This is a genomic window from Streptococcus sp. HMSC072C09 (assembly GCF_001813105.1).
Taxonomy (GTDB): domain Bacteria; phylum Bacillota; class Bacilli; order Lactobacillales; family Streptococcaceae; genus Streptococcus.
Window position 1 is genome coordinate 35,178 of record NZ_KV811502.1, and the last position, 23,536, is coordinate 58,713.

Here is a 23,536-nt window from a genome sequence, read left to right on the forward strand (position 1 = left end):
AAAAATTCTAAAAGTGTACAAAAAAAGAGCAGGAAAGAACTCATTTTGTTAAAAGAGTTCTTTTCCCACCCTCATATATCTTCTTTGAAGATTTTAAGCAATAAAGTGTCTAAGCATCTATTCTATCTTCGGTATGTCTTAATCATTTTTTGAAGATTGTTTCTTTTTCTTGAAACCAAACAATCCAGCAAGTAACCCAACGGCAACACCTGTTGTTGCTACTGCATATTTGGAGGAATCAGATCCAGCCACAGCTTGGCTGTTTTCTTTTTTAGGTTTGATCTCTTCTACTTTGGCTTCTTGTTTTGGAGCTGGAGTAGCTGTTGGTGCTTGCACTTGTGGACTATTGGTAGTTGTTGGAAGAACCGTTGGTCTATCCGAGAAAGTTGTTGGATTGCTTGAGCGGATATCCATTGGCATATCTGCTGCTTCTAAAATAGCTGGATCCATTCGTGACGCTAGATCTTCATATTGGGAATTCAACAGTTCCACGACACTTTGATAAGATTGCAGGATTGTGAATTCTGCTTCCAATTTTTCTTTTTTATTCTCTAAATTAGCCACAGCAGCTGATAAAACAGATTGGGCTTTGACCAATAATTCTGGAGCATTTTTAAAGTCAGAAAGACGTTTTTCAGCAGCAACCAGGCGCTCTTGCGCCGCCTTCAAGCCCTCATGCGCTTCTTGAACGACTTGGGCTTTTTCTGCTTCTTCAGCTTTTAAAAGATCTAATTTCTCACGCGCAGCCGCTAACAAATCCTTCGCTTTTTGAAGGGCTGCTTCTTTTGGCTGGATAGCTGCTTCAATCCGACCTCGAGATACATCAAGAGTCGCCTTCGCCTTTTCAACCGCATGGTCCTTGCTAACAAGAAGAATTTTGTAATTTTGGATGGTCTTTTGGACATTGGCCATCTCTACTGCCACGTTTGAATTAGCATGGCGGGCATCTTCTAACTTGCCTTGCAGGATAATGATTTGAGACTCTTGATTGGCCTTGTCTAACTTGAGATTAGCGACTTCATCAGATTTTGCTTTCACATCTGATCTTGTCGTCGTTGCGCCAGCTCCCTGACGCAATTGGTAAGCGAGTGCACTGGTTGACACTGCTGAATGGACCGGACTATGTAAGAAAGCTGCTTCTGACATAGCATTGCTTGGGTCATAAGCGACTGATAAAGCTGTCGCTTTGTTGTCTACCATTTGGAGGTAGTGACCAACCTTCGCAAAGGCCTCAGCCCCAATTTTCATATAAATGTCATTGGCATCGATTTGTGTTTCGTCTGTTGGTAGACCATATTGAGCCGCTACTTCCTGATAAGCCGCTTTTTCATTGTACCAAAAGTCAACCGCACCAGCAGGTGAGAAGCCATAAGCGATGTTCTCGTTTGGCAAATACTTAAACATATGCCAGTTGGCTTTTTTGAAGTATTCCAACTGTACTTGACTGGCTGGAAGGGAATAGGGATCCAGTTCCAATTCAGGCAAGCCGGCATTGCGACGATAAGCGTTGATAGCATCAGCAATTTCAAGTGCTCGGAGGTTAGCTTGCAAGGATCCAGACTCTCCAACCGTTAAGCCGTCTTCTTCACGACCACGTTTGTAGAGGGCTAAAGCGCTCGCTGCAGCTTCATTGCCATTGTCTGCTAAGTGTTGCAAATAACCTTCATAAGTCGCTTGACTCAACTGAACTGGGCTATTGGCCGCTGCTTGTTCTAAGGCTGCCAATTCTGCTTCCTTGGTAGCGATGACCGCTTTCAAATCTGTTAGACGCGTTTGAGCCAGTTGAATGTCGTTCTCAATTTGAGCCACAGTATCTGAGCCAGTTTGCTGACTCGCTTGCAAGGTTGCAAGATGATTCTGAGATTCTCGGATACTTTGCTCGACTTGACTTTGCTCCAACAAAGCCTGGTTGAGTACATTCTCATCATTTGAAATCGGTGCTTTGGCTTGGTTCAATTCATTTTGTGCTACATCGACCAAAGATTCCTGAGCAGTAACCTGATTTTCCTGTTGACGAACAGCCTCTACGACTTGGTCATGAGCAGCTTCTGCTTCTCGAACCTTATTTTCTTCAATAGTCACATAGGCTTGAGCCACCTTGACGTCATTTTCTGCATTCTGAACTTGGGCATCCGAAGTCGTTGCGATGAGGTTTTCCGCATCCGTCACTTCTGCTTTCTTTTCTTCCAGTTCTTGTCCAGCAGCCTTGACTTCTGTTTGAGCATCGATCACTTTTTGCTCTTGGTAGTGGACATCTTTCACCACTTGCCCTTTTTGAGCTGTGATTTGCTTCAACTCATCAACTGTAATTGGTTTTTCAACTACTTCCGTGCTGTTGGTTTCTGGATTTTCATTTTGCTTGACCTCTTCGGCATTTGCTTTGTGATGAAACATACCAGATAGGACTGTTGTTGCAGCAATCCCAGTCGTGAAAACCGATTTTCCTAATTTCTTTCCCATTAAACTCACCCCCAAAACTTAATCATTTTCTTGAAGTTTCTCTACCCCTTAGCATACCACATTTTGTTACCAATAACTAGTAGGTTTTAAAAGTTTTTTTCATAAATTTTTGAGGCAAAAGAAAAACAGCTGACGCTGTTAGTCTTCTTGTTTAATTTGTTCCAACATCTTCTCTTCTTCTGCTGTCAACTCATAGTTTTCTAGCAAGTCTGGACGACGTTCTAAGGTCTTTTTCAAACTCTGATAGAGGCGCCACTGACGGATATTTTCATGATGGCCACTCATAAGAACATCTGGAACTGTCATTCCTCTGTATTCATAAGGCCGGGTGTATTGAGGATACTCTAAGAGACCAGAGGAGAAACTGTCATCCTGGTGACTGGATTCTTTTCCGATCACCTCTGGAATCAAGCGGACTGTCGCATCAATCATGGTCATGGCTGCTAGCTCACCGCCCGTTAGAACATAATCTCCCAGAGAAATCTCATCTGTCACCAAGGTCTTGATCCGTTCATCGTAGCCTTCATAGTGGCCACAGATAAAGATCAATTCCTCTTCCTGAGCTAATTCTTCAGCATAGGCTTGGTCAAAAGTCCGACCAGCAGGGTCCAGTAAGATCACGCGTGGATTCTTCTTCTCAATGGCATCAAAGGCATCAAAAATCGGTTGAGCTCGTAGAAGCATGCCTTGCCCACCCCCATAGGGTTCATCGTCCACATGGCGCGCTTTCTCCGCATTTTCACGGAAATTATGGTAGTTGATCTCGAGAAGTCCCTTTTCACGCGCCTTGCCGACGATAGAATGCTCCAAAGGCGAAAACATCTCTGGAAAGAGGGTTAAAATATCAATCTTCATCGTCTAACCCTTCTAAGATGTCTACATCCACACGATTTCCAGGGATATCGATATTTAAGACGACTGGTGGGATATAAGGCAAGAGAAGATCTCGTTTGCCTTTTCGTTTCACGACCCAGACATCATTGGCACCTGGTTGCAGGATTTCCTTGATCTGACCGATTAGCTGGTCATTTTCATAAACATCAAGGCCGATGATCTCATGGTAATAAAACTCGCCATCCTCCAAATCTGTCAAGTCTTCTTCTGCAACCTTGAGGCTAAATCCTTTGAATTTCTCGATGGCATTGATATGGTACATATCCTTAAACTTGATGATATCGAAGTTCTTGTGCTTGCGGTGACTGGCAATGGTCACCGTTTGGACAAACTGATCCTTCTCATCAAAGAGAGCCAACTCTGCTCCCTTTTTAAAGCGCTCATCCGCAAAGTCTGTCACAGACAAGACCCGCATCTCTCCTTGTAATCCTTGGGTATTAACAATTTTCCCAACGTTAAAGTAATTCATTTTATTCACTACATTTCTCTTTTAATTAATTTATCTCTACAGTTCTCTAATAAGAGCTGCAATTTTTTCCGATTCTGACCAGTGTAGATAGTGGTGGTTTCCACCTAGAATGAGTTTTGTATTAGAATTCCAATATTCTGAATCTCTGTACTCTTTTTCTCTATACGCCTGACAAAATACGAAAACAGGAATATTATCTGCTAAGGACAAACTATCAAAATCTTCAGCGGTAATAGTTACAGATATCTGAAATCCAGGAACTTGCTTTTCCAATTCTAAACCCTTTTCTTCCATCAATTCCCAAATCAGTCTATCAGTTTCAGGTTCAAATGTTGCTTGAGTTAGTCCCTTAAAATAATTTTCCGGACCACATTCTTCAATCATCCTCATTTGCTCTTCCATTTCTGGATAAGGATTTTTTGAAAAATCAGCAAACATTATTTTTTTTGTTGTTGGTTCAATTGCTATCAAAGCTTGACACTTAATTGGTTTACTCATTAACTTTAAAGCCAAAACACCACTTAAACTATGAACACAAAGTATGTAATCAGAAATTTCCAACCCTTTCAGGATTTCGAATACCGCTTCAACAAGATTATCCAAATTAAATCCTGTTTGACTATGAATCGGACTCCTACCTGTATTCGGAAAATCAATCGTTAAGTAACCTATTGAAGAAGGAAGTTTTTCAAGTATTGGTAGAAAATTTTCATAACTCGGTATCAAACCAGCACCATTTAAACAAACTAGTACTTTATTTCTCTTTTCATAAGTAACAGAGAGACAACCAATCTTTGTAGTTACTTCAAATCGGTTCATATCAAAACAACCCTTTCTAAACAACAATTCACTTAACATTCTTAGGTTTTATTTTATCACGTTCAGAGGATTTTCTCAAATGCTCTTTTCTGCTAGAAACTGCTCCAAATCTTGTTCATGCTGATACTTGATGGCTGCCTTCTTGTCTTTTTCAAAAATGGTCTTCGTTAGGTCGATATGGTTAATAGCTGCAATTGCCACTGTGTAGTGAATGATATCTGCCAACTCCTTTGCCAATTCCTCGTTTGAATCTTGGACCCCCTCTTTTCTACCTGAACGTCCATTTAAAACCTCAGCGACTTCTCCAACTTCTTCTACTAGTTTGATAAAAAGTCCTTCTTCTGTTCTAGATTGTTGATAATGATCAAGTAAGTATTCCTCTAGTTGTCTGACTGTTAAATCTCTCATTCCTTCTCCTTGCAACAAAAAAACGGGACAAAGCCCCGCCTTTTATTTTTCGTCAATAACGATTCTTACTTTTTTATCTTCAGTTGGGACAGAGTAGACAATCGTTCTTATCGCAGAAATGGTGCGACCTTTCCGACCGATTACACGACCAACATCGCTAGGATCAAGGTCAAGGTGATACTCCAAGAATTCAGGAGTATCTTCGATCTTGATGGTTAAAGCATCCGGTTGTGAAATCAAGGGTTTCACAATTGCAATAATGAGATTTTCAATCGTATCCATACATCAACCTACTTAAAAAATTATTTTGAGAATTTAGAATCGTGGAATTTCTTCATCACACCAGCTTTTGAAAGGATGTTGCGAACTGTATCTGAAGGTTGAGCTCCATCAGCCAACCATGCAAGAACGCGATCTTCTTTCAAAGTTACTTGGTTTTCTTCAACAAGTGGATTGTAAGTTCCAACTGTTTCGATGAAACGTCCATCACGTGGTGAACGTGAATCTGCTACGTTGATACGGTAGTAAGGTTTTTTCTTAGAACCCATACGAGTCAAACGAATTTTAACTGCCATTTTTATAAGTCTCTTTTCTATATTTTAATTTTCGGTGAAATAGACAAGCTATTTAGCACATGATCTATTATAACACATTTTATAGACCTGTCAAGAAAAAAACTTGACAGTATTAAAATTTTTTTAATTAAGCAGTAAATCGGCGATTTCTTGATAGGTGCTAACTTCATAAGTTGGCACTACTTGGCTGGTATTTTCCTTGTGATCTGGATTATACCAAACGGTAGCAATCCCCGCAGCATTCCCTCCTGCGATATCCGCTGTCAAAGAATCACCGATCATGAGGGTCTCTTCCTTGCTAAACCCTGGAATCAGCTGGCCTACTTTGTCAAAAAATGCAGGTTCTGGTTTCTGAGTATGAAGCTGTTCAGAGATAAAGACCTCTTTAAAATAAGGTGCGATGGTAGAATGAGCTAAGCGTCCTTCTTGAATGGCAGTCACTCCGTTCGTTGCACCATAGAGCTGGTAACCTGCTTTTTCAAGTCGGGCCAGTAAGTCCTCCGCCCCTGGGAAAGATTGCCCTTGAAGACTGATGTAATCTTGGTAGCGAAGAGCCATCTCAGCCCCGTCAACCGTGATCCCAAAGTGGGCAAACCCAATCGCAAACCGACTATCCACGAGTTCTTGTTTGGTGAGCTTCTTTTGTTCCAAATCCTTCCAGAGACCTTGGTTCATAGGTTTGTAGTAATCTTTAAAGGCCTCTACATCTGGAAAATTCATGTCTTCTAACATCTGCGTCAAGGCTGTTTCTTCAGCAGATTCAAAGTCCAACAAGGTATGGTCCAAATCAAAAAGTAAAAATTTATATGCCATTACAAACGATCTTTCAATTTTTCTACAAATAAATAAGCTGCTGGGCAAGTGAGGGTATTCTTGATGGTCAGATGATTGATCTGGTAAATCTTCTTGCGATCGGTATGAGGAAATTCCCGACAGGCTTTCGGGCGAACATCGTAGATGGAACAGAGGTTATCTCCACCCAAGAAAGGGCAAGGCATAGCTTTAAAAACCTTGTCGCCATCCTCGTCAACTTGAAGAAATTCCGCTTCAAAAGCAGGCAGTTTCATCTTGAAATACTTAGCGATCCGCGTGATATCTGCTTCCTTAAAATCAGGCCCCAAGGTCTTACAGCAATTGGCACAAGCCGTACAATCGATTTCCTGGAACACTTCATCGTGGATTTCTTGCGCTATTTTATCTAAATTCTTAGGTGGCTTCTTCTTAAGATTCGCCAATACCTTGCGATGCTCCTTTTGCTTTTGGAGAGCTAACTGATGGTATTTTTCAATATCAATTTCCTGTGTCATCCTCTATTTCCTCTTCTAAACAATAGAAAGATTATACCACAAAGGCTCTAAAAAAAGATAGATCCTGCGATCTATCTCACTTGATTAATCTGTTACAGCGCCTGTTCCATCTAGGCTCCAAGTGTCTTCGACATAAGGAGTAAATTGAGTTATTGTTTTCTCAAATCCTTCAACAACAATCAAATAAACCTTATCATCTTTTTGGAATACCCAACCAGCAACCTGCATGCCTGACTTGAGAAATATATGTATTTTAAGCGATTCATTTCCCCCAACAGTCGTCGTAGATTTTGTCATTTTCTCAACAATTTTATAATCATTCCACTTACTCTCCAATCTTTGAGCTATTAGCTCTGCATTAAATTCCACTCCTTCGGCGACATGTGCTTTTTCTCTAGTGGCAGCATTTAAAACAATAATATTGAAGGCGTTTTTATCTGTGTACTGAATGTTATCCCCAACTTGGAGATTGTCATTCTTTTTCCAGTCACTCGGGATATTGACATAGCCATAATCTGCCGAACCAATTCGTTTCGTTTTCACATTCCCCTTATCACTATCTGGAATTTTTTTCTCTACATTACTACTTGAATTTGTTGTCTCTTTCACCACATTCGTGGAACTAGATGCTACCGATGATTTACTATACTCTTTCTTTGGACTAGTACAAGCAGAAAGACTAACAACAGACAAAAACGTAACAGACGCGAGTAGGAACTTATTTTTCATATTCTCTCCTCAATGATGTATTTACTTTCCTCTAGTCTACCATGATTTTCTAGGATTTGAAAGTGCGATTTCTATAGCATAAAGAGACTAGAAATGATTCTAGCCTCTCTTCATCAATCCGTCACAGCGCCTGTTCCATCTAGACTCCAAGTGTCTTCAATGTAGGGGATAAAGGTTTTCAAGGTTTCTGCATCCCCTTCAAAAGAAATGGTATAAACTTTTTCACCCTTCTGGAAGATCCAGGTAATCAGGTATTGACCAGATTTCATGACAATTTGAAGCTGGTAGGCGTCCAGACCTGCGACTTTAGTCCGCGCTCCCGTCATCTTATCAACATCCTGGTTATCTTGCCACATTACGGCCAGTTTCTTGGCTAGAAATTCAGCATTAAACTCGATATCCGCAGGAACTTTGGCCTTTTCTTTAGTAAAGCTGTTCAATGTGACAATATTATAGCCACTCCCATCCGTATACTGGACAGCTTCTGTCCCATCGATATCCGTGAACTTGAACCATTTACTTGGAATATCGATGTATCCATAATCTGCATTTCCAATCCGCTTGGTTTCTTGACTGGAAGAATTTTTCTTTGTAGAAGAAGTATCCTTTGACGAAGAACTACTTGTTTTCTTTTCGACTTTGCTGCTACTTTCTTTTGTAGAAGAAGCTGCTGTATCCTTTTTAGTGGTGTGACTACAAGCCATTAATGTGCAGGTAGAAAGAATCGTCAGTGATGTGACCAATAATTTATGTTTCATGCTCAACCTCCTTGAGAACGTTTTCCGTCCTCTAGTCTACCATAAATGCAGGTATTTTAAAATAGGATACGTGTCACATCTGATCGAACCTTTCAAATTCAGTTCATTTCTTTTAAACCTAAAACAAAAGGCTGGGACAAAAGTCCTAGCCTTTTAATTGTTTTTGGATTGTCGAGCAAGACGCAGTGGTTGAGTGGGCTCTACTACGCTGATTTCATCAGCTTTTACAGCCCTACTTAACTGTGCGGAGGTGGGACGACGAAATCGAATTCTAACGAATTACCGATTTCTGTCCCACTCTCTAATTGTTATTCTTCATCCATTGACAGAACTGACAAGAAGGCTTCCTGTGGCACTTCTACCGAACCGATGGCTTTCATCCGTTTCTTACCGGCTTTTTGTTTTTCAAGAAGCTTGCGTTTCCGTGAGACGTCCCCACCATAACACTTGGCCAAGACGTTCTTACGAAGGGCCTTGATATCTGTACGGGCCACGATCTTATGACCGATAGCTGCTTGGATGGGCACCTCAAACTGTTGACGAGGGATAATCTTCTTAAGCTTCTCAACGATCAACTTACCACGTTCATAAGCAAAGTCCTTGTGAACGATAAAGCTGAGGGCATCGACAGTATCTCCATTGAGGAGAATATCCATCTTAACCAGTTTGGATGGACGGTATTCAGACAACTCATAGTCAAAGCTTGCATAGCCACGAGTGGAAGACTTCAATTTATCAAAGAAATCAAAGACAATTTCCGCCAGTGGGATTTGATAGATGACATTAACTCGATTTTCATCGATGTAGTCCATGGTCACAAAATCCCCACGTTTGCGTTGGGCCAATTCCATGACAGCTCCGACAAACTCTTGTGGCACCATGATTTGCGCTTTGACATAAGGTTCTTCGATTGAAGCGATCTTGGTTGGATCTGGGAACTCAGATGGGTTAGACACATCCAGTGCTTCGCCATCTGTCAAATTAACCTTGTAGATAACAGACGGTGCTGTCATGATCAAGTCAATATTGAACTCACGCTCTAAGCGCTCTTGGATAACGTCCATATGAAGAAGTCCCAAGAAACCACAACGGAAACCAAAACCAAGGGCTTGAGAAGTCTCCGGTTCAAATTGAAGACTAGCGTCATTCAATTGCAATTTTTCCAAGGCTTCACGAAGATCATTGTATTTATTGGATTCGATTGGGTAAAGACCAGCAAATACCATTGGGTTCATCTGCTTGTACCCATGAAGAGGCTCAGCTGCTGGATTGGTCGCTAAGGTCACAGTGTCCCCGACACGGGTATCTGCAACGGTCTTGATAGAGGCCGCAATATAGCCAACATCTCCAGTTGCAAGGAAATCACGTCCAACCGCTTTAGGAGTAAAAATCCCAACCTCGGTGACATCAAAGGTTTTTCCATTGCTCATGAGCTGGATCTTATCGCCTGGTTTGACCATTCCATTGACCACTCGAACCTGAAGGATTACTCCACGATAGGCATCATAAACGGAGTCAAAGATCAAGGCTTGAAGAGGTGCTTCAACATCACCTGTCGGAGCAGGAACTTTCTCAACGATCTGCTCCAAAATCTCTTCAATCCCAATACCAGCCTTGGCAGAAGCTAGGACTGCTTCACTGGCATCCAAGCCGATGACATCTTCTACTTCTGTGCGCACACGTTCTGGATCTGCAGCTGGTAAGTCAATCTTGTTAATAACTGGCAGAATCTCCAAATCGTTGTCCAAAGCAAGGTAAACATTGGCTAGAGTCTGGGCTTCAATCCCTTGAGCCGCATCTACTACGAGAATGGCACCCTCACAGGCAGCCAGCGAACGCGAAACCTCATAGGTAAAGTCCACGTGCCCCGGTGTGTCAATCAAGTGGAAGATATAGGTCTCCCCATCTTTAGCCGTGTAGTTCAACTCGATGGCATTGAGCTTGATGGTAATCCCACGTTCCCGTTCCAGGTCCATACTATCTAAAAGTTGGGCTTGCATCTCCCGACTAGACACAGTTTCGGTTTTTTCTAAAATTCGATCGGCCAGGGTTGACTTTCCATGGTCAATATGGGCGATGATCGAGAAGTTCCGAATCTTCTCTTGTCGTTTTTTTAATTCTTCAAAATTTGGCATAATCATCTTCCTAGTAAATTTAATCGTACTCTTCATTATAACAAAAAAGAAAGGCCTTTGCCTATCTTAATTCATTATTTTCAAAAATCGCTTCTGCGTTTTATTTCCCTCATAGCCTATGTGTTCGTAAAAAATATGGGCTTCTTTTCGATGGGATGCAGAATTTAAACGGATAAAAGCATAATGCCTGCTTTTGGCAAGTTCTTCAACTCGCTCCATCAATTGGCGACCGATCCCACGTCCTTGAGCAGATGGAAAAACCGCTAGACCTAAAACATTAAGCCCGGCGTCACTATAAAGACTTTCGTAGACCTCTGCTTCCACATAACCAAGAATATGGCCTGTTTGTTCCTCTTCGTAAACAAAACAAAAGTGCCCCGAGTCTGGCAGATTGAATTTTTCGATCTGAGCTGCCACTTTCTCAAGGGTCGAATCATACCCCAATGCTTGGTGACACAAATCTCGAATTTGACCTGCATCTTTGACTTGAACGCTACGAATCATACCCCAACCTCCATGAATTATCTGCTTTCATATTAGAACATTTCCCTCAAAAAGTAAAGGAAAAAAATAAAATTTCAACAAAAAATCCGATTTATATCAAATCAATCTTTTTTCACATTTATCAGGGATTTCTATTTACTTTTTCGATTTAATTCATTATAATAGAAAAGGTAAATACAAGGAGGTGAGTACGTTGGCCAGAGGTCGTGGAAAAGCAAGTCCTCAAGACAAAGAGGCATTACGGATTATATCGGAAAAGATCAGAGAATTACTGAAAGAACAAGGGAAAAAGCAGATTGAATTATCTCGTATTACTGGAATTCCTGCTAGCACCTTGACTGGATATGTAAAAGGAACTTCTCTTCCCGTTCCTGAAAATTTGGAGAAGATTGCTGCCTTTTTTCAGGTAGCGGTTGCTGAAATTGACCCTCGATTACGAAATGATTTTGTGGTCATTGATTCAGAGATTGAGAGATTGTATAAACAGCTCGATGAGGGAAATCAAGAAAATCTTCTTTCTTATGGAAAAAGTCTCTTGACCCATCAGAAAGAAAAACAGAAGATTGAAAAGCAATACCACTCTTATTCTGTCTATGATTCTTTTGCATCTTATCAAAATCAGAAACAAGCTGATATCGTCTGGTTTGATCAAAAGATCCCTTACGATTTAGCTTTTTGGATTCATACAGATTCCCTAGAGCCCAAATATGAAAAAGGGGCCGTTGTGTTAGTCAAGCAAACCTACTACGATCAGGCAGGGGCTATTTATGCCATTGATTTTGATGGACAAACGTTGATCAAACGGGTATTTCGTGAGGCCAACGGTATTCGACTGGTTTCCCTCAATAAGAAATATAGTGATCAAATCATTCCACTTGATGAGGAACCTGGGGTGATTGGAAAAGTGATTGATGGCTTTGTTCCTCTTGATTTGGAGGAAATCAAATGATTAAATTAATTGCGATTGACTTGGACGGAACTCTTTTGCATGAGGATAAGACTCTATCTAAAGGCAATATTGAAGCTCTTCACCGAGCCCATGAAGCCGGCTATGACATTGTGATCTGTACGGGGCGCCCCTTAGCAGGGGTACGGCCCATCTTTGAAGAGATTGGACTCCCTGATGGCAACTACTATATGATTATCAATAACGGGTGTACAACCTTGTCGACTCAGAATTGGGAAATCATTGGCAAGGAAGAATTGAGCCTTGAGGACATGCACCGGTTGCAAGTTTTGACGGAAGATACAGACGTCCAGCTAACCTTATTTGATATGGATCACTACCTAGTGGTTGCACCTGAAGCCAGTGAACTTGTTACGATGGATGCGGGCATTGTTAATAGTAAACCGACACCTGTCTCAGAAGAGGATCTGCCCAACCTTGTTCCTATTTTTCAAGCCATGTACGTGGGAGATCCTTCTGCTATTGATGACTTCCAAGCTCAGAATGAGGCTGCATTAGAGGCCGATTTTAACACTGTACGTTCACAGGATATCTTATTTGAAATCCTTCCAAAAGGAGCGAGCAAGGCTTCTGCTCTTCAAGCATTAAGTCAAACATTAGGCTACAGGAGAGACCAGGTCATGGCTCTTGGAGATGCCAATAATGACCTTGAAATGCTACGTTTTGCTGGCTATAGCGTCGCTATGGGAAATGGCAATGCTGCTGTCAAGGAAATAGCTGACTTCATCACCTTGACTAATGATGAGGATGGCGTGGCCCATGCTATTCACAAATTAATTGAAACTGAAAAAGGAGAATGATTATGAAATACGCAAATCTGTTGGACCGTTTTATTACCTATGTAAAGGTCAACACACGTTCAGACGAAAACTCTACAACCACTCCAAGTACCCAATCACAAGTTGATTTTGCAACCAACATCTTGATCCCTGAGATGAAACGCGTGGGTCTTCAAAACGTCTACTATTTGCCAAACGGCTATGCCATTGGGACCCTTCCAGCTAATGATCCAAGCTTTACACGCAAGATTGGATTTATCTCTCACATGGACACCGCTGACTTCAATGCGGAAAATGTCAATCCTCAAATCGTTGAGAATTACGATGGGGGTGTCATTGCTCTAGGGGATTCTGGTTTCACACTGGATCCAGCTGATTTTGCTCATTTGAACAACTACAAGGGACAAACCTTGATCACGACGGACGGTACTACTCTTCTGGGAGCAGATGATAAATCTGGTATCGCTGAAATTATGACGGCTATCGAATATCTGACGGCACATCCTGAAATCAAACACGGGGAGATCCGTGTCGGCTTTGGTCCAGATGAAGAAATCGGCGTCGGAGCAGATCAATTTGATGCAGAAGATTTTGATGTAGACTTCGCCTATACGGTTGATGGCGGTCCTCTTGGGGAGCTTCAATACGAAACCTTCTCAGCAGCTGGAGCTGAAATTACCTTCAAAGGACGCAATGTCCACCCAGGTACAGCCAAAGGTCAAATGATCAACGCCCTTCAATTGGCCATTGATTTCCATAACAAACTACCTGAAGGAGCACGTCCTGAATTAACCGAAGGCTATGAAGGCTTCTACCACTTGATGAACATTGAAGGAACTGTTGAGGAAGCAAGTGCCAGTTACATCATTCGGGACTTTGAAACTGAAAGCTTTGAGAAACGCAAAGACCTCATGACATCTATTGCGGATCAGATGAATGCAGAACTCGGTAGCGAACGCGTTCTCCTCACCCTCAAAGATCAGTACTACAACATGAAGCAAGTGATTGAAAAAGATATGACGCCGATTACCCTTGCTAAGGAAGTCATGGAAGATCTTGGCATCACTCCAATCATTGAACCGATCCGCGGTGGTACAGATGGGTCTAAAATTTCCTTTATGGGAATTCCTACACCAAACATCTTTGCCGGTGGAGAAAATATGCACGGTCGCTTTGAATACGTTAGCCTCCAAACCATGGAACGCGCTGTTGATACCATTATCGGTATTGTGACCAAAAAATAAGAAACAAAAAGGATTCGGATAGATTGTCCGGATCCTTTATTGTATGTTAGAAAGCTTGACAATATCTTTGACCTGATCAATGGACTGAATTAGGTTAAGGCTTGTCTCATTGATAGGAAGATAATAGACTTTATCTGCCAAAGATTCTGTAAAAGGACGATTGGTGAGTAAGATCACCTGTTGTCCTTTTTCTTTTAACTCTTGCTCCTTCTTTCGTACCTTTTGGTAAAAACTCGGGTCCCGAATTTCTAGATCATCCACCAAGACACACGTAGCATCCAAACCGAATGACTCATTGGTCCCATTTTGGGTCAGATAATAGGCTGCTCCTGCTTTGACCTCATATAAGCCAGCTGATGGCTCAACCGGAAGAAAGGCTGGGCTTGTTGCAACTTCTGCTGCTTTTTCCATCGCTACAAAGTTGGCTAGGACCTGCAAATAAATAGGGGATAATTTACTTAAATCCAAGAGTTCCTCAAACTCAAAACCACGTTTCAGAGCCTCTAAGATATAGAAGAGCCGATGGGGCATATGACGAGCTATTTTTTGGATTAACTCATCATCGCTCATTTCTTCAGGAAAGACAGTCAGCAGTTTTTTATCTTTAATGGTTTCTAAGGCCTGTTGGTAAGCTTCATCGATCCTCTTCCCAAATCCATAAACTGCCCCATAAGAGTGAATTTGTGTATTGAGACGAGCATTCTGTGCAGCATCTGAAAAGATCGGAATCTTAAAGAAAATATAGTCTAGACTGAGTTCATAGACAGCCTTTAGATCCTGTAATAAGGGGTGAGGCAAATGCTCGAGCGAGCGCCCCAATTGCAGCTGCACGCCTTGCTCAAACAAGGAATAGCCCAAGCCCATAGAGGCCATCGAGATACTATCTGAAGCAAATGGATTAACCTCTAAGATATAAAAAGCATAGCTCGTCGGATCTAGAGCAAACTTAATGGAAATGGCTCCTGTCAGCTTCAGATAGCGACTGATATGGATCGCCGCTTCACGAAGATTTTGAAACTCCCGGTCAGTCAGGGTAACCGCTGGCATGAATTGGTAAGAGTCACTGGAGTGGATCCCAACAGGATCAATGCTTTCAATAGAGGCCGCCAGGTAGTGATTGTCTTCACGATCCCGCATGACTACAAAATCCAGTTCCTTAAAGCCATAGGTCGAAAACTCCAGCAAACACTGCTGACTTGGAGAAACCGAAAGTCCCGTCTCCACGGCTTCACACAAGTCATCCAGGTTATGAGCGATCTTTCGACCCTGCCCTTGCTTACTCGCTACTGGCCAGATCATAATAGGAAATTGAATGCCTTCAGAAAACTCGATAGCTTCTCGAACTGAGCTCACCAGTGCCGAAGCCGGTACCTGATAGCCCAGCTCTTGAAAGAGACGTCGTTGATCTGCCTGTTGGTAAAAAGTACGGTAGCGTTGGAGACTCGGCCCGACAATCATGATCGATGCTTCTTTGAAAAATCCAGTTTCTTCGAAACGAAACAAGAGATTCAAAATCTGTTTATCCGCAAAGGCTAAGAGCAAGCGAGATCCGGTATAAGAAAGAAGAGTCGTCCTAAGAGCATCCAGCTTGAGCTTACTAACTACAACTATATCTGTAGCTTCTTGGGTGATAGCATTTTCCTCGCCCAAGTAAAGGACAAGAGCATTCCCATCCTTGGCATTGAGTTTTTGTGCTTCATTTACCGCAGCCAAAAGGCTAATATCCTGATAAGAATCTCCACACAGGAGAAGCAATTTCTGGTTTTGTTTCATCATTCCTTCTCCCTTCTACTTTCGTGAATTTTGGCATCAATCAACTCTAAAAATTCATCGTAAAAATAGAGATTTTCTCTTGGACCTGGACTAGCATCCACTTGGAATTGAACTCCTAAAATCGGTTGGTAACGATGACGAAAAGCTTCAATACTATGGTCATTGACATTTTCATGTGTGACCAATAAATCATGGGGCAGACTGTCCCTCGCTATACTATACAAGTGATTTTGACTGGTTATCTCGATTTTTCCTGTCGCAATTTCACGCACAGGTATGTTCAAGCCGAAATGTCCGACTTCCATAGGGGCCAGCTCAGCGCCGTAAGCTTGTGCCAACAACTGAGCTCCCAAGCCCATACCCCAGATCGGAATCTGACCATTGAGCTTTTTGATCAAGCGGCAGAGTTTTTTCACCTGATGGGGATCGCCTGGCCCACTGGATAAAATAACCCCATCTGGTTGTTGCTCCATCAGTTCATCATAAGAGATATCATAGGGATAGACCGTGACGTTACAGTCCCTTTGACTCAGTTGGCGTAAGACAGAGTGCTTGACCCCTAGATCAATCAAGGCAATACTCTTTCCAAAACCTGGTACAGCATAGGCTGTTTTTGTCGAGACTTGACGCACTTGGTCTTTGGGAAGGACCGTTGCTCGCAACTGGTCCAAGATATGCTCGATCGAATCCCCCTTGTTAATGACAGTCGCCTTCATCCGTCCATACTTACGGACAATTTTTGCCACCTGTCTCGTATCAATCCCTACAATACCAGGGATTTTTTTTCGCTTCAAGAATTCATCCAAGGTCATCTGCTGCCGCCAATTACTTGGCATCTCCACCAAATGCTGAACGACTACTGCTAAACAAGTGGGCGTAATGGACTCAGAATCATCCCGGTTGATCCCTGTTGTGCCAATAACTGGAAAGGTAAAGGAGAGGATCTGGCCACTAAAAGCCTGATCCGTGATCAATTCTTGATAACCTGTCATGGCTGTCGTAAAGACCAATTCACCAGTCACATATAGGTCTGCACCAAAGGCTTCTCCTTCAAATACAGTCCCATCCTCTAGGACCAATAATCGTTTCATCGAACCCCTCCCTTCTTTTATTCTAATCCAATTTTATCATAGTTCCTCAAAAAAAGGAAAGTCAGATTCCATGTAGCTCTCTACTCTGTCCTCTTTCTTTCCTTTCAATGAATTGTCAGTTATCTTATTTTGCACCGCGACCTTTAAGGACGGCTTCAATGATGGCCATACGGACAAAGACACCGTTGGTCATTTGTTCTACGATGCGTGATTTAGGAGCTTCTACCAAGTGGTCCGCAATTTCAACGTCACGGTTGACTGGTGCTGGGTGCATCAAGATCGCTGTATCTTTCATACGGTCATAACGTTCTTGAGTCAAACCATGAAGACGGTGGTAGTTTTCTTTAGAGAAGAGTGATTCGTAATCATGACGTTCGTGTTGCACACGCAAGAACATCATCACATCTACATCTTCAATGACTTCATCGATAGTGACGAAGGTTCCATAGTCTTCAAATTCTGCACTTCTCCATTCGTCTGGACCTGCAAAGTAGAGGGTTGCTCCCAAACGTTTCAAGATTTGCATGTTTGATTTTGCCACACGTGAATGATCCAAGTCCCCAGCGATACAAACTTTCAAGCCATCAAAGTGACCAAATTCTTGGTAGATGGTCATCAAATCAAGCAAGCTTTGGCTTGGGTGTTGACCTGAACCGTCCCCACCATTGACGATAGAGGCAGTGATCGTTGGACTTTCAACCAATTCTTTGTAGTAGTCCACTTCAGGGTGACGGATGACACAAACATCTACACCAAGAGCTGACATGGTTAAGATCGTATCGTAAAGTGTTTCACCTTTGTTCACAGAGCTTGTCTTCACATCAAAGTCAAGGAGATCACATCCCAATTTCAACTCTGCCACTTCAAAGGCTTTGTGGGTACGAGTTGAAGGTTCAAAGAAAAGGTTTGAGATGATGTGTTGGTCTTCGTAGGCTGCTTTAGCTCCGTTTTTGAACTCAATCCCACGTTTGATCAATGCCATTACTTCTTCATTGGTAAGAGTTTCCATTGAGACAAGGTTTTTAAGAGCGATTTGATTTTCAGACATGTTGATTCTCCTTTTATAATGTGAATGCAAATAGTTTACAATTTGTTTAAGCTTCTTTGATGAGGACGCGGTCTTGACCGTCTAGCTCCACCATCTCGACAATGATTTCCTCTGACTTACTTGTCGGGATATTTTTCCCAACAAAGTCCGGACGAATCGGCAACTCCCGATGCCCACGGTCGACTAGAACCGCAAGACTCACTCGAGCAGGACGACCGTGACTGACCAAATTGTCAATGGCAGCGCGAATCGTTCGACCTGTATAGAGGACATCATCGATCAAGATGACCTCTCTATGAGCGATATCAACTGGTAACACCGTTGTATCTTCTGTCGCCTTCATATCATCTCGGAAAGGCTTGGTATCGAGTTCTGCAACAGGGACATCAATTTGTTCCAGCTGAGAGAGGCGTTCTTGGATCCGGCGAGCAATGTAAACACCGCGTGTCTTGATCCCCACCAGCACAATCTGGCTTAGATCTTTGTTTCGTTCAATGATTTCGTAGGTGATGCGGGTAATGGCCCGCTTCATCGTCAAATCATCAACGACTTCTTTGGTTTTCATTCAGTCCTCCTTAGTTGTAAAAGAAAAACCTCCTTTTTCAAGGAGGTTCAGCAAATGAATGGTCTAAGAGGATAGAGTCTCGCCCTATGGTCCTAGCCATTGTTTTTCACAGTCTCCTTGCCTGCCTCACGGGACAGGATTAAAGGATTTATTTAATTGAGATAACTATATCACAGTTTCAAACGACATGCAAGAAAAAACTCAACATTTTTCAAAAAAATTTAAAAACATGACTTTTCGTCCGAATAATGTTCGGCTTTTACTAAGAAACAGCCGATTTCCGCTTGATAATTTTAATCCCATAGAGCACATAGCCAGCTAAGAGGTAAGCGATAAAGATGATCACCACCCATTTGCCCACAAAAGTCCAGCCGTATTTATTAACATTGATAAAGAAATAGGCAAAGGGACTATCTTTTGCACCTGGAATTGGCCACTTCAAGACCAATCCATTGAGAAGGGCAAAGAGCATGTAAGCCAGTGGAATCAAGGTCCAAAAGAAGGGATCGAGCTTTCGGTATTGCTTGGCTTTATCAATCACTAGTGTATCAAAGAAGAACATCAAAGGAACGATGTAATGACAGAGGAAGTTTTCCAAACGATAAAACTTCTCTGGTGTCGCAAGAGGCGCCAACATAAAGTGGTAGATGACACAGGTAATCATAATGGACATGGTAACTGCGCCTTTCATACGAAGGTAGCCCTGAGTCTGGGTCGAACGACCTCGAACCATGCGCCAAACCATGTCTCCCATAAAGAACATGACCAACATGTTAGATAAAATGGTGTAATAGAGCATCATGCCAAAGCCACCATGCTTGGTCAGTTGCAGATAAACACCGAGTACACTTAAGATAAACAATAGAAAACGATAGCTAAATAATAGTTTGAATTTCATAGTATTCTCCTGAAAGAAAAGGGGCTAGACCCTTCAGTTTAATCAGGAACTTTCCTTAAGTGAGGACGGACGTCAGCGAACTTCTACGAAGTTCCATGACTTATTAAGATACAAAGGGCGTATACGGATAAAGTCAAAATAGGAAGTTTGACGCAGAATCTTTCGATTCTAGGAGAACTTATCTTTTTGACAGAATCCGTAGCCCGTGTTCAATTAGTTTTGAACCTAAAGTTTCAAAACTCCCGAGTACTTGAATCAATACTGTTTCAAGTACTTTTCTCACAGCGGAAAGTTCCATTATAAACTTAAATAACTCTATTAATTTGTGTACTTTTCTTTAGATTTTCTTCACAAATTCTGATTTGAGTTTCATTGCACCAAAGCCATCAATCTTACAATCGATGTTGTGGTCTCCTTCCACGATACGGATATTTTTCACGCGCGTACCTTGTTTCAAATCTTTCGGTGCGCCCTTCACTTTCAAATCTTTGATCAAGGTCACTGTATCGCCATCAGCCAATTTGTTTCCGTTGGCATCAATCGCTACGACACCCTCTTCTTCGATTTCAGCTGGGTTCCATTCATACGCACACTCTGGGCACACCAAGAGCGCTCCATCTTCATAGACGTATTCAGAGTTACATTTTGGACAGTTTGGTAAGTTATTCATTTTTATCTCCTTATTCAAATTAACTTTCATAGTATACCATGAAAGCGAAAATTTGACAAATTCTGTTCGACTGTAGGAGTTTCAAGAAAAAAGGAGGCGACTTGGCCTCCCTACATAGATGATATTTCTCAATCTTCCTGCAATTCTTGAATATCTCGAATCACGCGCACACCTGCTTGATTCTTCTCGCGCAGTTCAGCATCAGAGTATGGGAAGGTATTGATCAAGATACTCTCCATCCCGATACTTTGGGCAACAGCGACATCTGTCGTAAAGTCATTCCCCACCATGACCGTTTTCTCAGGGTTCAACTGATGTTCTTTCATCACTTCCAAGAGGAACTCTGGCTGAGGTTTGCGAATACCTGCATCAGAAGACAAGTAAATGGCATGGAAAAGCTCTCTCAAACCAACCAAATCAATCTCCGGATTGGTAAAATCTGCTTGGGCATTGGATAAAAGAAAGATTCGGCAACCTGCAGCTTTCATATCCTCTAATACTTCTTTCGTATGAGGATAAAGCTCCAACCGCTTGCGAGAAAGGACACGGAAAGTCCGCGCAATCAAACGTCCCCACTCTTTGAGGTGGACAACACTATTCCCGCTTGGATGGCCTTCTAAATACAATTGCACAAAAATGACCGTTAGATCAATCTCTGGGTAGGCAACTTGTTTTTCCTTAGCCAAGTCTTCTTCGGCTTGTTGCACCAACTCTCTATAACGCAGGCGCAGACCTTCTCCTGAGTAGCTTGCCCCGTAGGATTGGTAGATCTTAGCCATGGTATCCCATAAAATGGGACTCGACTCATCCGTTTCGATGTCGACCAAGGTTCCATAAAAATCAAAAATATAGTTTTTAAATGCGTACTTGTGCGGATTCATCTCTCACTCCCGTAACAAACATCGTAAAGGTTGCCTTGCAGACATTGGCCCCGTCTTGATTGGTAATATCGACATCCACCACTCGAGTCGTCCGTCCACTGTGGACACATTCGCCATGGATCGTGAGGACATCACCCAGACGCCCTGCTTTCAAGTAATTGATTGAGGATTGCAAGGTCACCCCATCGACACCTTGAGAAACCACGACCAAACCACTGACTTGGTCACACAGGGTAAAGAGATAGCCTCCGTGCGCATTTCCATAATAATTGAGCGATGATTCCACGACCTTGGTTGTCACCACTACATGGCCATCTCTCATCTTTTCGATTTCATAATTTTCAAATGCAGCAATTGCATCAAAGTGAAAATCTTTCATATACTTGCCACCTTTTCTAGCATCTTTTCAACTCCTCTATCATACTACAATTAAGGAGTAGATACAAGCAAAGGGGCAATTCCTTAGAAGCAGAAAAGGAGACTCCAACTAAGTAAGAAGACGATACTAGGCACAATATATTTTCTTGGGTGTTTCCAACACTCCCTCTTTAGATTCCATTTTCTTAAAGGGAAATAGATTTCAATCAGTAAGTGCAAAACAGCTTCCACTACTGCTAGAATCATCACTCCTAGTAAAAATAGAATCCCCAAGTCAGGCATGACCACCATTTTTAATAACAGAGCAACAAATAGATTAACAGATAAGAAATAAGTCAGCAATACACGGTAATACATCAAGTAAAAGAACCGACTCTTAGGTAGGGACTTGACATGATCGATCAAATCTTTATCAGCGGAAATGAGAGTGGTTAATGGCGTATTGACAGAAGCAATTGTTAAAAGGATGATGATTTTTAATGGAGCCTCATAATCCTGTATCAGAATGAGAAGGAGGAAGATGAGGGTAAAGACAAAATTGATGGAAAAATAGCGCTCTTGAAACAAGGAAATCCAAAAATAATTGCCACTTCTTCTCTTTGCGACGAGCAACTGATCATTTTTTGAAATCGCGACTAGATCTTCATTTTTTAAAATAAAGATAGCAACGAAGGTTGAAAGTAAGATAATATAGGACACTTGTTGGACCCATAAAGAAGATACTGTAAGAACAGTCGTTACAGAAATGAGGACTCCTCCTAGAAAACTAGGCCTGGTATTGAACTGGATAAAGACATAAAACACACTCAATACCACCAGTAAAGAAAGGAGGACGAGCTTAAAGGATTGTAGCAGGTCTAACCTGACTCCCAAAAAGAGGATCAATAACAGCACGCGCTCTAGTAAATTGAGAAGAAAGGTTACCGTCAGAAAAGACCCTTTAAAACGATTGAGAGACAAAGGAAGCTGGTAGTAGGCCTGAACCCTGTCCATCGAAAAGTAGGAATAGAGCAATTGAAAGGTTGATAGAGCAGTAACAATAGCCGTACTGATCAGCAAGACTTGAAAGCTCGTAGAAAATTTTGCCCCAACAAGATGGTAATAAAGAGCAAAGGTTAAGGAAGTTAAGAACAAGAAGAGCCGATTTTTGGATACCAAATCTCTAAAAATTGCTAGTAGCATGCTCTACCCCCTCTGACGATTGACATCATGAAACCAATCTTCTAAATTCGATTCGATCGCGTCTAGGTGACCATCTTCAATAGAATAAGCTGTATCACACACCCGAACGATACTCTCTGCGATATGCGAACTCATCAGAATAGAGCCTTCTTCTTTATACTGCAATAGCAAACTATATAGAAATTCTGTCGCATCAAAATCTAGGCCATCAAATGGTTCGTCCAATATAAGGAGAGGAGTTTTGAGATAAAAAGCTGTAATCAAGAAGACTTTCTTCTTATTTCCCGTTGACAAACTACCAATGTCGGTGTTGAGAAATTCTTCAAAATGAAAGCCTGAAATCAAGTCCTGCAATAACGTATCATCTCTCTTTCGATGATACAAACGACAGACAAAATTAAAATAATGAACAAAATCCCAGTTTAAAAAACTATTGTTTTCAGTAAAAACTGTATAGGTACGGCTCTTATAGAAATTCGTATGAAAAGAGGTCGCCTTGTCTTCTATGGTAACAGTCTCAACTGCATACTGCCGATGATCAAAGACACTACTTAAAGCTTTTAGCAAGGTTGTCTTCCCAGCTCCATTTCGACCAATCAACCCGACTACAGAATGATTGGGTACAAGCAAATTCGTGTCTTTTATAACGGGCTTGTCTTTTTTATACCAAACGTTTAGCCCCTTGATGGTTAAACACTCACTCTTCATCGACGCACTCCTTTATATAGGTAAGAAGCCCCAACCAAAACCAACAGCAAAGCGTATAACCATTCCTTTTGAAAGGCAAAGACTAAGGCGCCGATCAAGAAGCAAATTCCTGTCAGGATTCTAAATTGTAATTTCATATCTTGCCTTCTTTCTATTCACAGTATGAAAGATTACAATTGTATTTTATGCTTATACTATAGTACTTTTTTTAAGCAGATTCAAGCACGAATGGAATATTCTTACTTCTTTTACCTTACAAGCAAAAAAGAGAGTGGGACAGAAATCGGTAATTCG

The 23,536-nt window shown here is 41.8% G+C and carries 27 protein-coding genes; 3 read left to right on the plus strand and 24 right to left on the minus strand.

Annotation, left to right across the window (positions count from 1 at the left end):
- Positions 1 to 138: 138 nt before the first annotated feature.
- From HMPREF2893_RS07595 to HMPREF2893_RS07655, 13 genes are all read right to left on the minus strand, one after another.
- On the minus strand, positions 139 to 2,460 hold the full coding sequence (locus tag HMPREF2893_RS07595; protein ID WP_070675475.1) for a CAP domain-containing protein: 2,322 nt from the start codon (positions 2,458 to 2,460) through the stop codon (positions 139 to 141).
- A gap of 138 nt (positions 2,461 to 2,598) precedes the next feature.
- Entirely contained in the window at positions 2,599 to 3,315 is a 717-nt protein-coding gene (trmD, locus tag HMPREF2893_RS07600; protein WP_003007469.1) for a tRNA (guanosine(37)-N1)-methyltransferase TrmD, read from the minus strand.
- Entirely contained in the window at positions 3,305 to 3,823 is a 519-nt protein-coding gene (gene rimM, locus HMPREF2893_RS07605; RefSeq protein WP_070675786.1) for a ribosome maturation factor RimM, read from the minus strand. The genes trmD and rimM overlap by 11 nt, the downstream gene beginning before the upstream one ends.
- Before the next feature lie 36 nt (positions 3,824 to 3,859).
- Positions 3,860 to 4,642: an alpha/beta fold hydrolase gene (locus HMPREF2893_RS07610; protein WP_070675480.1), complete on the minus strand. Its 783-nt coding sequence runs from the start codon at positions 4,640 to 4,642 to the stop codon at positions 3,860 to 3,862.
- Between the two features lie 75 nt (positions 4,643 to 4,717).
- Positions 4,718 to 5,050 (minus strand): MazG nucleotide pyrophosphohydrolase domain-containing protein, encoded by a 333-nt coding sequence (locus HMPREF2893_RS07615; RefSeq protein WP_003001737.1) that lies wholly within the window; start codon positions 5,048 to 5,050, stop codon positions 4,718 to 4,720.
- A gap of 42 nt (positions 5,051 to 5,092) precedes the next feature.
- The gene (gene kphA, locus HMPREF2893_RS07620; protein ID WP_003001620.1) at positions 5,093 to 5,332 is read right to left on the minus strand and encodes an RNA-binding protein KphA; all 240 of its coding nucleotides are present in this window, start codon (positions 5,330 to 5,332) and stop codon (positions 5,093 to 5,095) included.
- A 20-nt stretch (positions 5,333 to 5,352) separates the two neighbouring features.
- Entirely contained in the window at positions 5,353 to 5,625 is a 273-nt protein-coding gene (rpsP, locus tag HMPREF2893_RS07625) for a 30S ribosomal protein S16 (RefSeq protein ID WP_003007475.1), read from the minus strand.
- A 123-nt stretch (positions 5,626 to 5,748) separates the two neighbouring features.
- Positions 5,749 to 6,438, minus strand: a complete 690-nt coding sequence (locus tag HMPREF2893_RS07630) for a pyrimidine 5'-nucleotidase PynA (RefSeq protein WP_070675483.1) — start codon at positions 6,436 to 6,438, stop codon at positions 5,749 to 5,751.
- Positions 6,438 to 6,932, minus strand: coding sequence for a YkgJ family cysteine cluster protein (locus tag HMPREF2893_RS07635; RefSeq protein ID WP_070675486.1), 495 nt, complete (start codon positions 6,930 to 6,932; stop codon positions 6,438 to 6,440). The genes HMPREF2893_RS07630 and HMPREF2893_RS07635 overlap by 1 nt, the downstream gene beginning before the upstream one ends.
- A gap of 84 nt (positions 6,933 to 7,016) precedes the next feature.
- A complete protein-coding gene (locus tag HMPREF2893_RS07640; RefSeq protein ID WP_070675489.1) occupies positions 7,017 to 7,661 on the minus strand; it encodes a hypothetical protein in 645 nt (214 codons plus the stop codon).
- Positions 7,662 to 7,774: 113 nt separating this feature from the next.
- Positions 7,775 to 8,419, minus strand: coding sequence for a hypothetical protein (locus HMPREF2893_RS07645; protein ID WP_070675492.1), 645 nt, complete (start codon positions 8,417 to 8,419; stop codon positions 7,775 to 7,777).
- A gap of 308 nt (positions 8,420 to 8,727) precedes the next feature.
- The gene (gene lepA, locus HMPREF2893_RS07650) at positions 8,728 to 10,554 is read right to left on the minus strand and encodes a translation elongation factor 4 (protein WP_037607917.1); all 1,827 of its coding nucleotides are present in this window, start codon (positions 10,552 to 10,554) and stop codon (positions 8,728 to 8,730) included.
- 66 nt (positions 10,555 to 10,620) lie between these two features.
- A complete protein-coding gene (locus HMPREF2893_RS07655) occupies positions 10,621 to 11,058 on the minus strand; it encodes a GNAT family N-acetyltransferase (protein ID WP_070675495.1) in 438 nt (145 codons plus the stop codon).
- 193 nt (positions 11,059 to 11,251) lie between these two features.
- On the opposite strand from HMPREF2893_RS07655, the gene HMPREF2893_RS07660 reads away from it, so the two are divergent.
- From HMPREF2893_RS07660 to pepT, 3 genes are read left to right on the plus strand one after another with little or no spacing between them, the layout of a single operon-like run.
- On the plus strand, positions 11,252 to 12,007 hold the full coding sequence (locus HMPREF2893_RS07660; protein ID WP_070675497.1) for a LexA family transcriptional regulator: 756 nt from the start codon (positions 11,252 to 11,254) through the stop codon (positions 12,005 to 12,007).
- Positions 12,004 to 12,825, plus strand: coding sequence for a Cof-type HAD-IIB family hydrolase (locus HMPREF2893_RS07665; protein ID WP_070675500.1), 822 nt, complete (start codon positions 12,004 to 12,006; stop codon positions 12,823 to 12,825). Before HMPREF2893_RS07660 ends, HMPREF2893_RS07665 begins: the two co-directional genes overlap by 4 nt.
- 2 nt (positions 12,826 to 12,827) lie before the next feature.
- Positions 12,828 to 14,048 (plus strand): peptidase T, encoded by a 1,221-nt coding sequence (pepT, locus tag HMPREF2893_RS07670; RefSeq protein WP_070675504.1) that lies wholly within the window; start codon positions 12,828 to 12,830, stop codon positions 14,046 to 14,048.
- A gap of 36 nt (positions 14,049 to 14,084) precedes the next feature.
- Here pepT and HMPREF2893_RS07675 read toward each other — a convergent pair whose 3' ends face one another.
- The 11 genes from HMPREF2893_RS07675 to HMPREF2893_RS11090 all read right to left on the minus strand — a co-directional run bounded on the left by HMPREF2893_RS07675 (position 14,085) and on the right by HMPREF2893_RS11090 (position 23,379).
- Entirely contained in the window at positions 14,085 to 15,824 is a 1,740-nt protein-coding gene (locus tag HMPREF2893_RS07675; protein WP_070675507.1) for an ATP-binding protein, read from the minus strand.
- Positions 15,821 to 16,912 (minus strand): carbamoyl phosphate synthase small subunit, encoded by a 1,092-nt coding sequence (locus HMPREF2893_RS07680; RefSeq protein ID WP_070675510.1) that lies wholly within the window; start codon positions 16,910 to 16,912, stop codon positions 15,821 to 15,823. The genes HMPREF2893_RS07675 and HMPREF2893_RS07680 overlap by 4 nt, the downstream gene beginning before the upstream one ends.
- A gap of 124 nt (positions 16,913 to 17,036) precedes the next feature.
- Positions 17,037 to 17,960 carry an aspartate carbamoyltransferase catalytic subunit gene (locus tag HMPREF2893_RS07685; protein WP_049488079.1) on the minus strand — a complete coding sequence of 308 codons (924 nt, stop codon included), beginning with the start codon at positions 17,958 to 17,960 and terminating at the stop codon, positions 17,037 to 17,039.
- A 46-nt stretch (positions 17,961 to 18,006) separates the two neighbouring features.
- Positions 18,007 to 18,525: a bifunctional pyr operon transcriptional regulator/uracil phosphoribosyltransferase PyrR gene (gene pyrR / locus HMPREF2893_RS07690; protein WP_003001719.1), complete on the minus strand. Its 519-nt coding sequence runs from the start codon at positions 18,523 to 18,525 to the stop codon at positions 18,007 to 18,009.
- Between the two features lie 262 nt (positions 18,526 to 18,787).
- The gene (locus HMPREF2893_RS07695; protein ID WP_070675513.1) at positions 18,788 to 19,423 is read right to left on the minus strand and encodes a Pr6Pr family membrane protein; all 636 of its coding nucleotides are present in this window, start codon (positions 19,421 to 19,423) and stop codon (positions 18,788 to 18,790) included.
- 337 nt (positions 19,424 to 19,760) lie between these two features.
- On the minus strand, positions 19,761 to 20,093 hold the full coding sequence (locus HMPREF2893_RS07700; RefSeq protein WP_070675520.1) for a zinc ribbon domain-containing protein YjdM: 333 nt from the start codon (positions 20,091 to 20,093) through the stop codon (positions 19,761 to 19,763).
- A gap of 128 nt (positions 20,094 to 20,221) precedes the next feature.
- Entirely contained in the window at positions 20,222 to 20,974 is a 753-nt protein-coding gene (locus HMPREF2893_RS07705) for an HAD family hydrolase (RefSeq protein WP_070675524.1), read from the minus strand.
- Positions 20,949 to 21,353: a PaaI family thioesterase gene (locus HMPREF2893_RS07710; RefSeq protein ID WP_003016342.1), complete on the minus strand. Its 405-nt coding sequence runs from the start codon at positions 21,351 to 21,353 to the stop codon at positions 20,949 to 20,951. Before HMPREF2893_RS07710 ends, HMPREF2893_RS07705 begins: the two co-directional genes overlap by 26 nt.
- An 83-nt stretch (positions 21,354 to 21,436) precedes the next feature.
- Positions 21,437 to 22,534 (minus strand): hypothetical protein, encoded by a 1,098-nt coding sequence (locus HMPREF2893_RS07715; protein WP_070675527.1) that lies wholly within the window; start codon positions 22,532 to 22,534, stop codon positions 21,437 to 21,439.
- A 3-nt stretch (positions 22,535 to 22,537) separates the two neighbouring features.
- Positions 22,538 to 23,242 (minus strand): ATP-binding cassette domain-containing protein, encoded by a 705-nt coding sequence (locus tag HMPREF2893_RS07720; RefSeq protein WP_070675530.1) that lies wholly within the window; start codon positions 23,240 to 23,242, stop codon positions 22,538 to 22,540.
- Positions 23,239 to 23,379: a hypothetical protein gene (locus tag HMPREF2893_RS11090; protein ID WP_186822248.1), complete on the minus strand. Its 141-nt coding sequence runs from the start codon at positions 23,377 to 23,379 to the stop codon at positions 23,239 to 23,241. The genes HMPREF2893_RS07720 and HMPREF2893_RS11090 overlap by 4 nt, the downstream gene beginning before the upstream one ends.
- Between the last annotated feature and the right edge of the window lie 157 nt (positions 23,380 to 23,536).

Coding starts and splice junctions, on each gene's coding strand:
- HMPREF2893_RS07675 (WP_070675507.1), bottom strand. CDS start 15,824: ATGATGAAACAAAACCAGAAATTGCTTCTCCTGTGTGGAGATTCTTAT.
- lepA (WP_037607917.1), bottom strand. CDS start 10,554: ATGCCAAATTTTGAAGAATTAAAAAAACGACAAGAGAAGATTCGGAAC.
- HMPREF2893_RS07720 (WP_070675530.1), bottom strand. CDS start 23,242: ATGAAGAGTGAGTGTTTAACCATCAAGGGGCTAAACGTTTGGTATAAA.
- kphA (WP_003001620.1), bottom strand. CDS start 5,332: ATGGATACGATTGAAAATCTCATTATTGCAATTGTGAAACCCTTGATT.
- trmD (WP_003007469.1), bottom strand. CDS start 3,315: ATGAAGATTGATATTTTAACCCTCTTTCCAGAGATGTTTTCGCCTTTG.
- HMPREF2893_RS07700 (WP_070675520.1), bottom strand. CDS start 20,093: ATGAATAACTTACCAAACTGTCCAAAATGTAACTCTGAATACGTCTAT.
- HMPREF2893_RS07680 (WP_070675510.1), bottom strand. CDS start 16,912: ATGAAACGATTATTGGTCCTAGAGGATGGGACTGTATTTGAAGGAGAA.
- HMPREF2893_RS07695 (WP_070675513.1), bottom strand. CDS start 19,423: ATGAAATTCAAACTATTATTTAGCTATCGTTTTCTATTGTTTATCTTA.
- pepT (WP_070675504.1), top strand. CDS start 12,828: ATGAAATACGCAAATCTGTTGGACCGTTTTATTACCTATGTAAAGGTC.
- HMPREF2893_RS07665 (WP_070675500.1), top strand. CDS start 12,004: ATGATTAAATTAATTGCGATTGACTTGGACGGAACTCTTTTGCATGAG.
- HMPREF2893_RS07610 (WP_070675480.1), bottom strand. CDS start 4,642: ATGAACCGATTTGAAGTAACTACAAAGATTGGTTGTCTCTCTGTTACT.
- pyrR (WP_003001719.1), bottom strand. CDS start 18,525: ATGAAAACCAAAGAAGTCGTTGATGATTTGACGATGAAGCGGGCCATT.
- HMPREF2893_RS07615 (WP_003001737.1), bottom strand. CDS start 5,050: ATGAGAGATTTAACAGTCAGACAACTAGAGGAATACTTACTTGATCAT.
- rpsP (WP_003007475.1), bottom strand. CDS start 5,625: ATGGCAGTTAAAATTCGTTTGACTCGTATGGGTTCTAAGAAAAAACCT.
- HMPREF2893_RS11090 (WP_186822248.1), bottom strand. CDS start 23,379: ATGAAATTACAATTTAGAATCCTGACAGGAATTTGCTTCTTGATCGGC.
- HMPREF2893_RS07715 (WP_070675527.1), bottom strand. CDS start 22,534: ATGCTACTAGCAATTTTTAGAGATTTGGTATCCAAAAATCGGCTCTTC.
- HMPREF2893_RS07640 (WP_070675489.1), bottom strand. CDS start 7,661: ATGAAAAATAAGTTCCTACTCGCGTCTGTTACGTTTTTGTCTGTTGTT.
- HMPREF2893_RS07710 (WP_003016342.1), bottom strand. CDS start 21,353: ATGAAAGATTTTCACTTTGATGCAATTGCTGCATTTGAAAATTATGAA.
- HMPREF2893_RS07635 (WP_070675486.1), bottom strand. CDS start 6,932: ATGACACAGGAAATTGATATTGAAAAATACCATCAGTTAGCTCTCCAA.
- HMPREF2893_RS07645 (WP_070675492.1), bottom strand. CDS start 8,419: ATGAAACATAAATTATTGGTCACATCACTGACGATTCTTTCTACCTGC.
- HMPREF2893_RS07705 (WP_070675524.1), bottom strand. CDS start 20,974: ATGAATCCGCACAAGTACGCATTTAAAAACTATATTTTTGATTTTTAT.
- HMPREF2893_RS07655 (WP_070675495.1), bottom strand. CDS start 11,058: ATGATTCGTAGCGTTCAAGTCAAAGATGCAGGTCAAATTCGAGATTTG.
- rimM (WP_070675786.1), bottom strand. CDS start 3,823: ATGAATTACTTTAACGTTGGGAAAATTGTTAATACCCAAGGATTACAA.
- HMPREF2893_RS07630 (WP_070675483.1), bottom strand. CDS start 6,438: ATGGCATATAAATTTTTACTTTTTGATTTGGACCATACCTTGTTGGAC.
- HMPREF2893_RS07595 (WP_070675475.1), bottom strand. CDS start 2,460: ATGGGAAAGAAATTAGGAAAATCGGTTTTCACGACTGGGATTGCTGCA.
- HMPREF2893_RS07685 (WP_049488079.1), bottom strand. CDS start 17,960: ATGTCTGAAAATCAAATCGCTCTTAAAAACCTTGTCTCAATGGAAACT.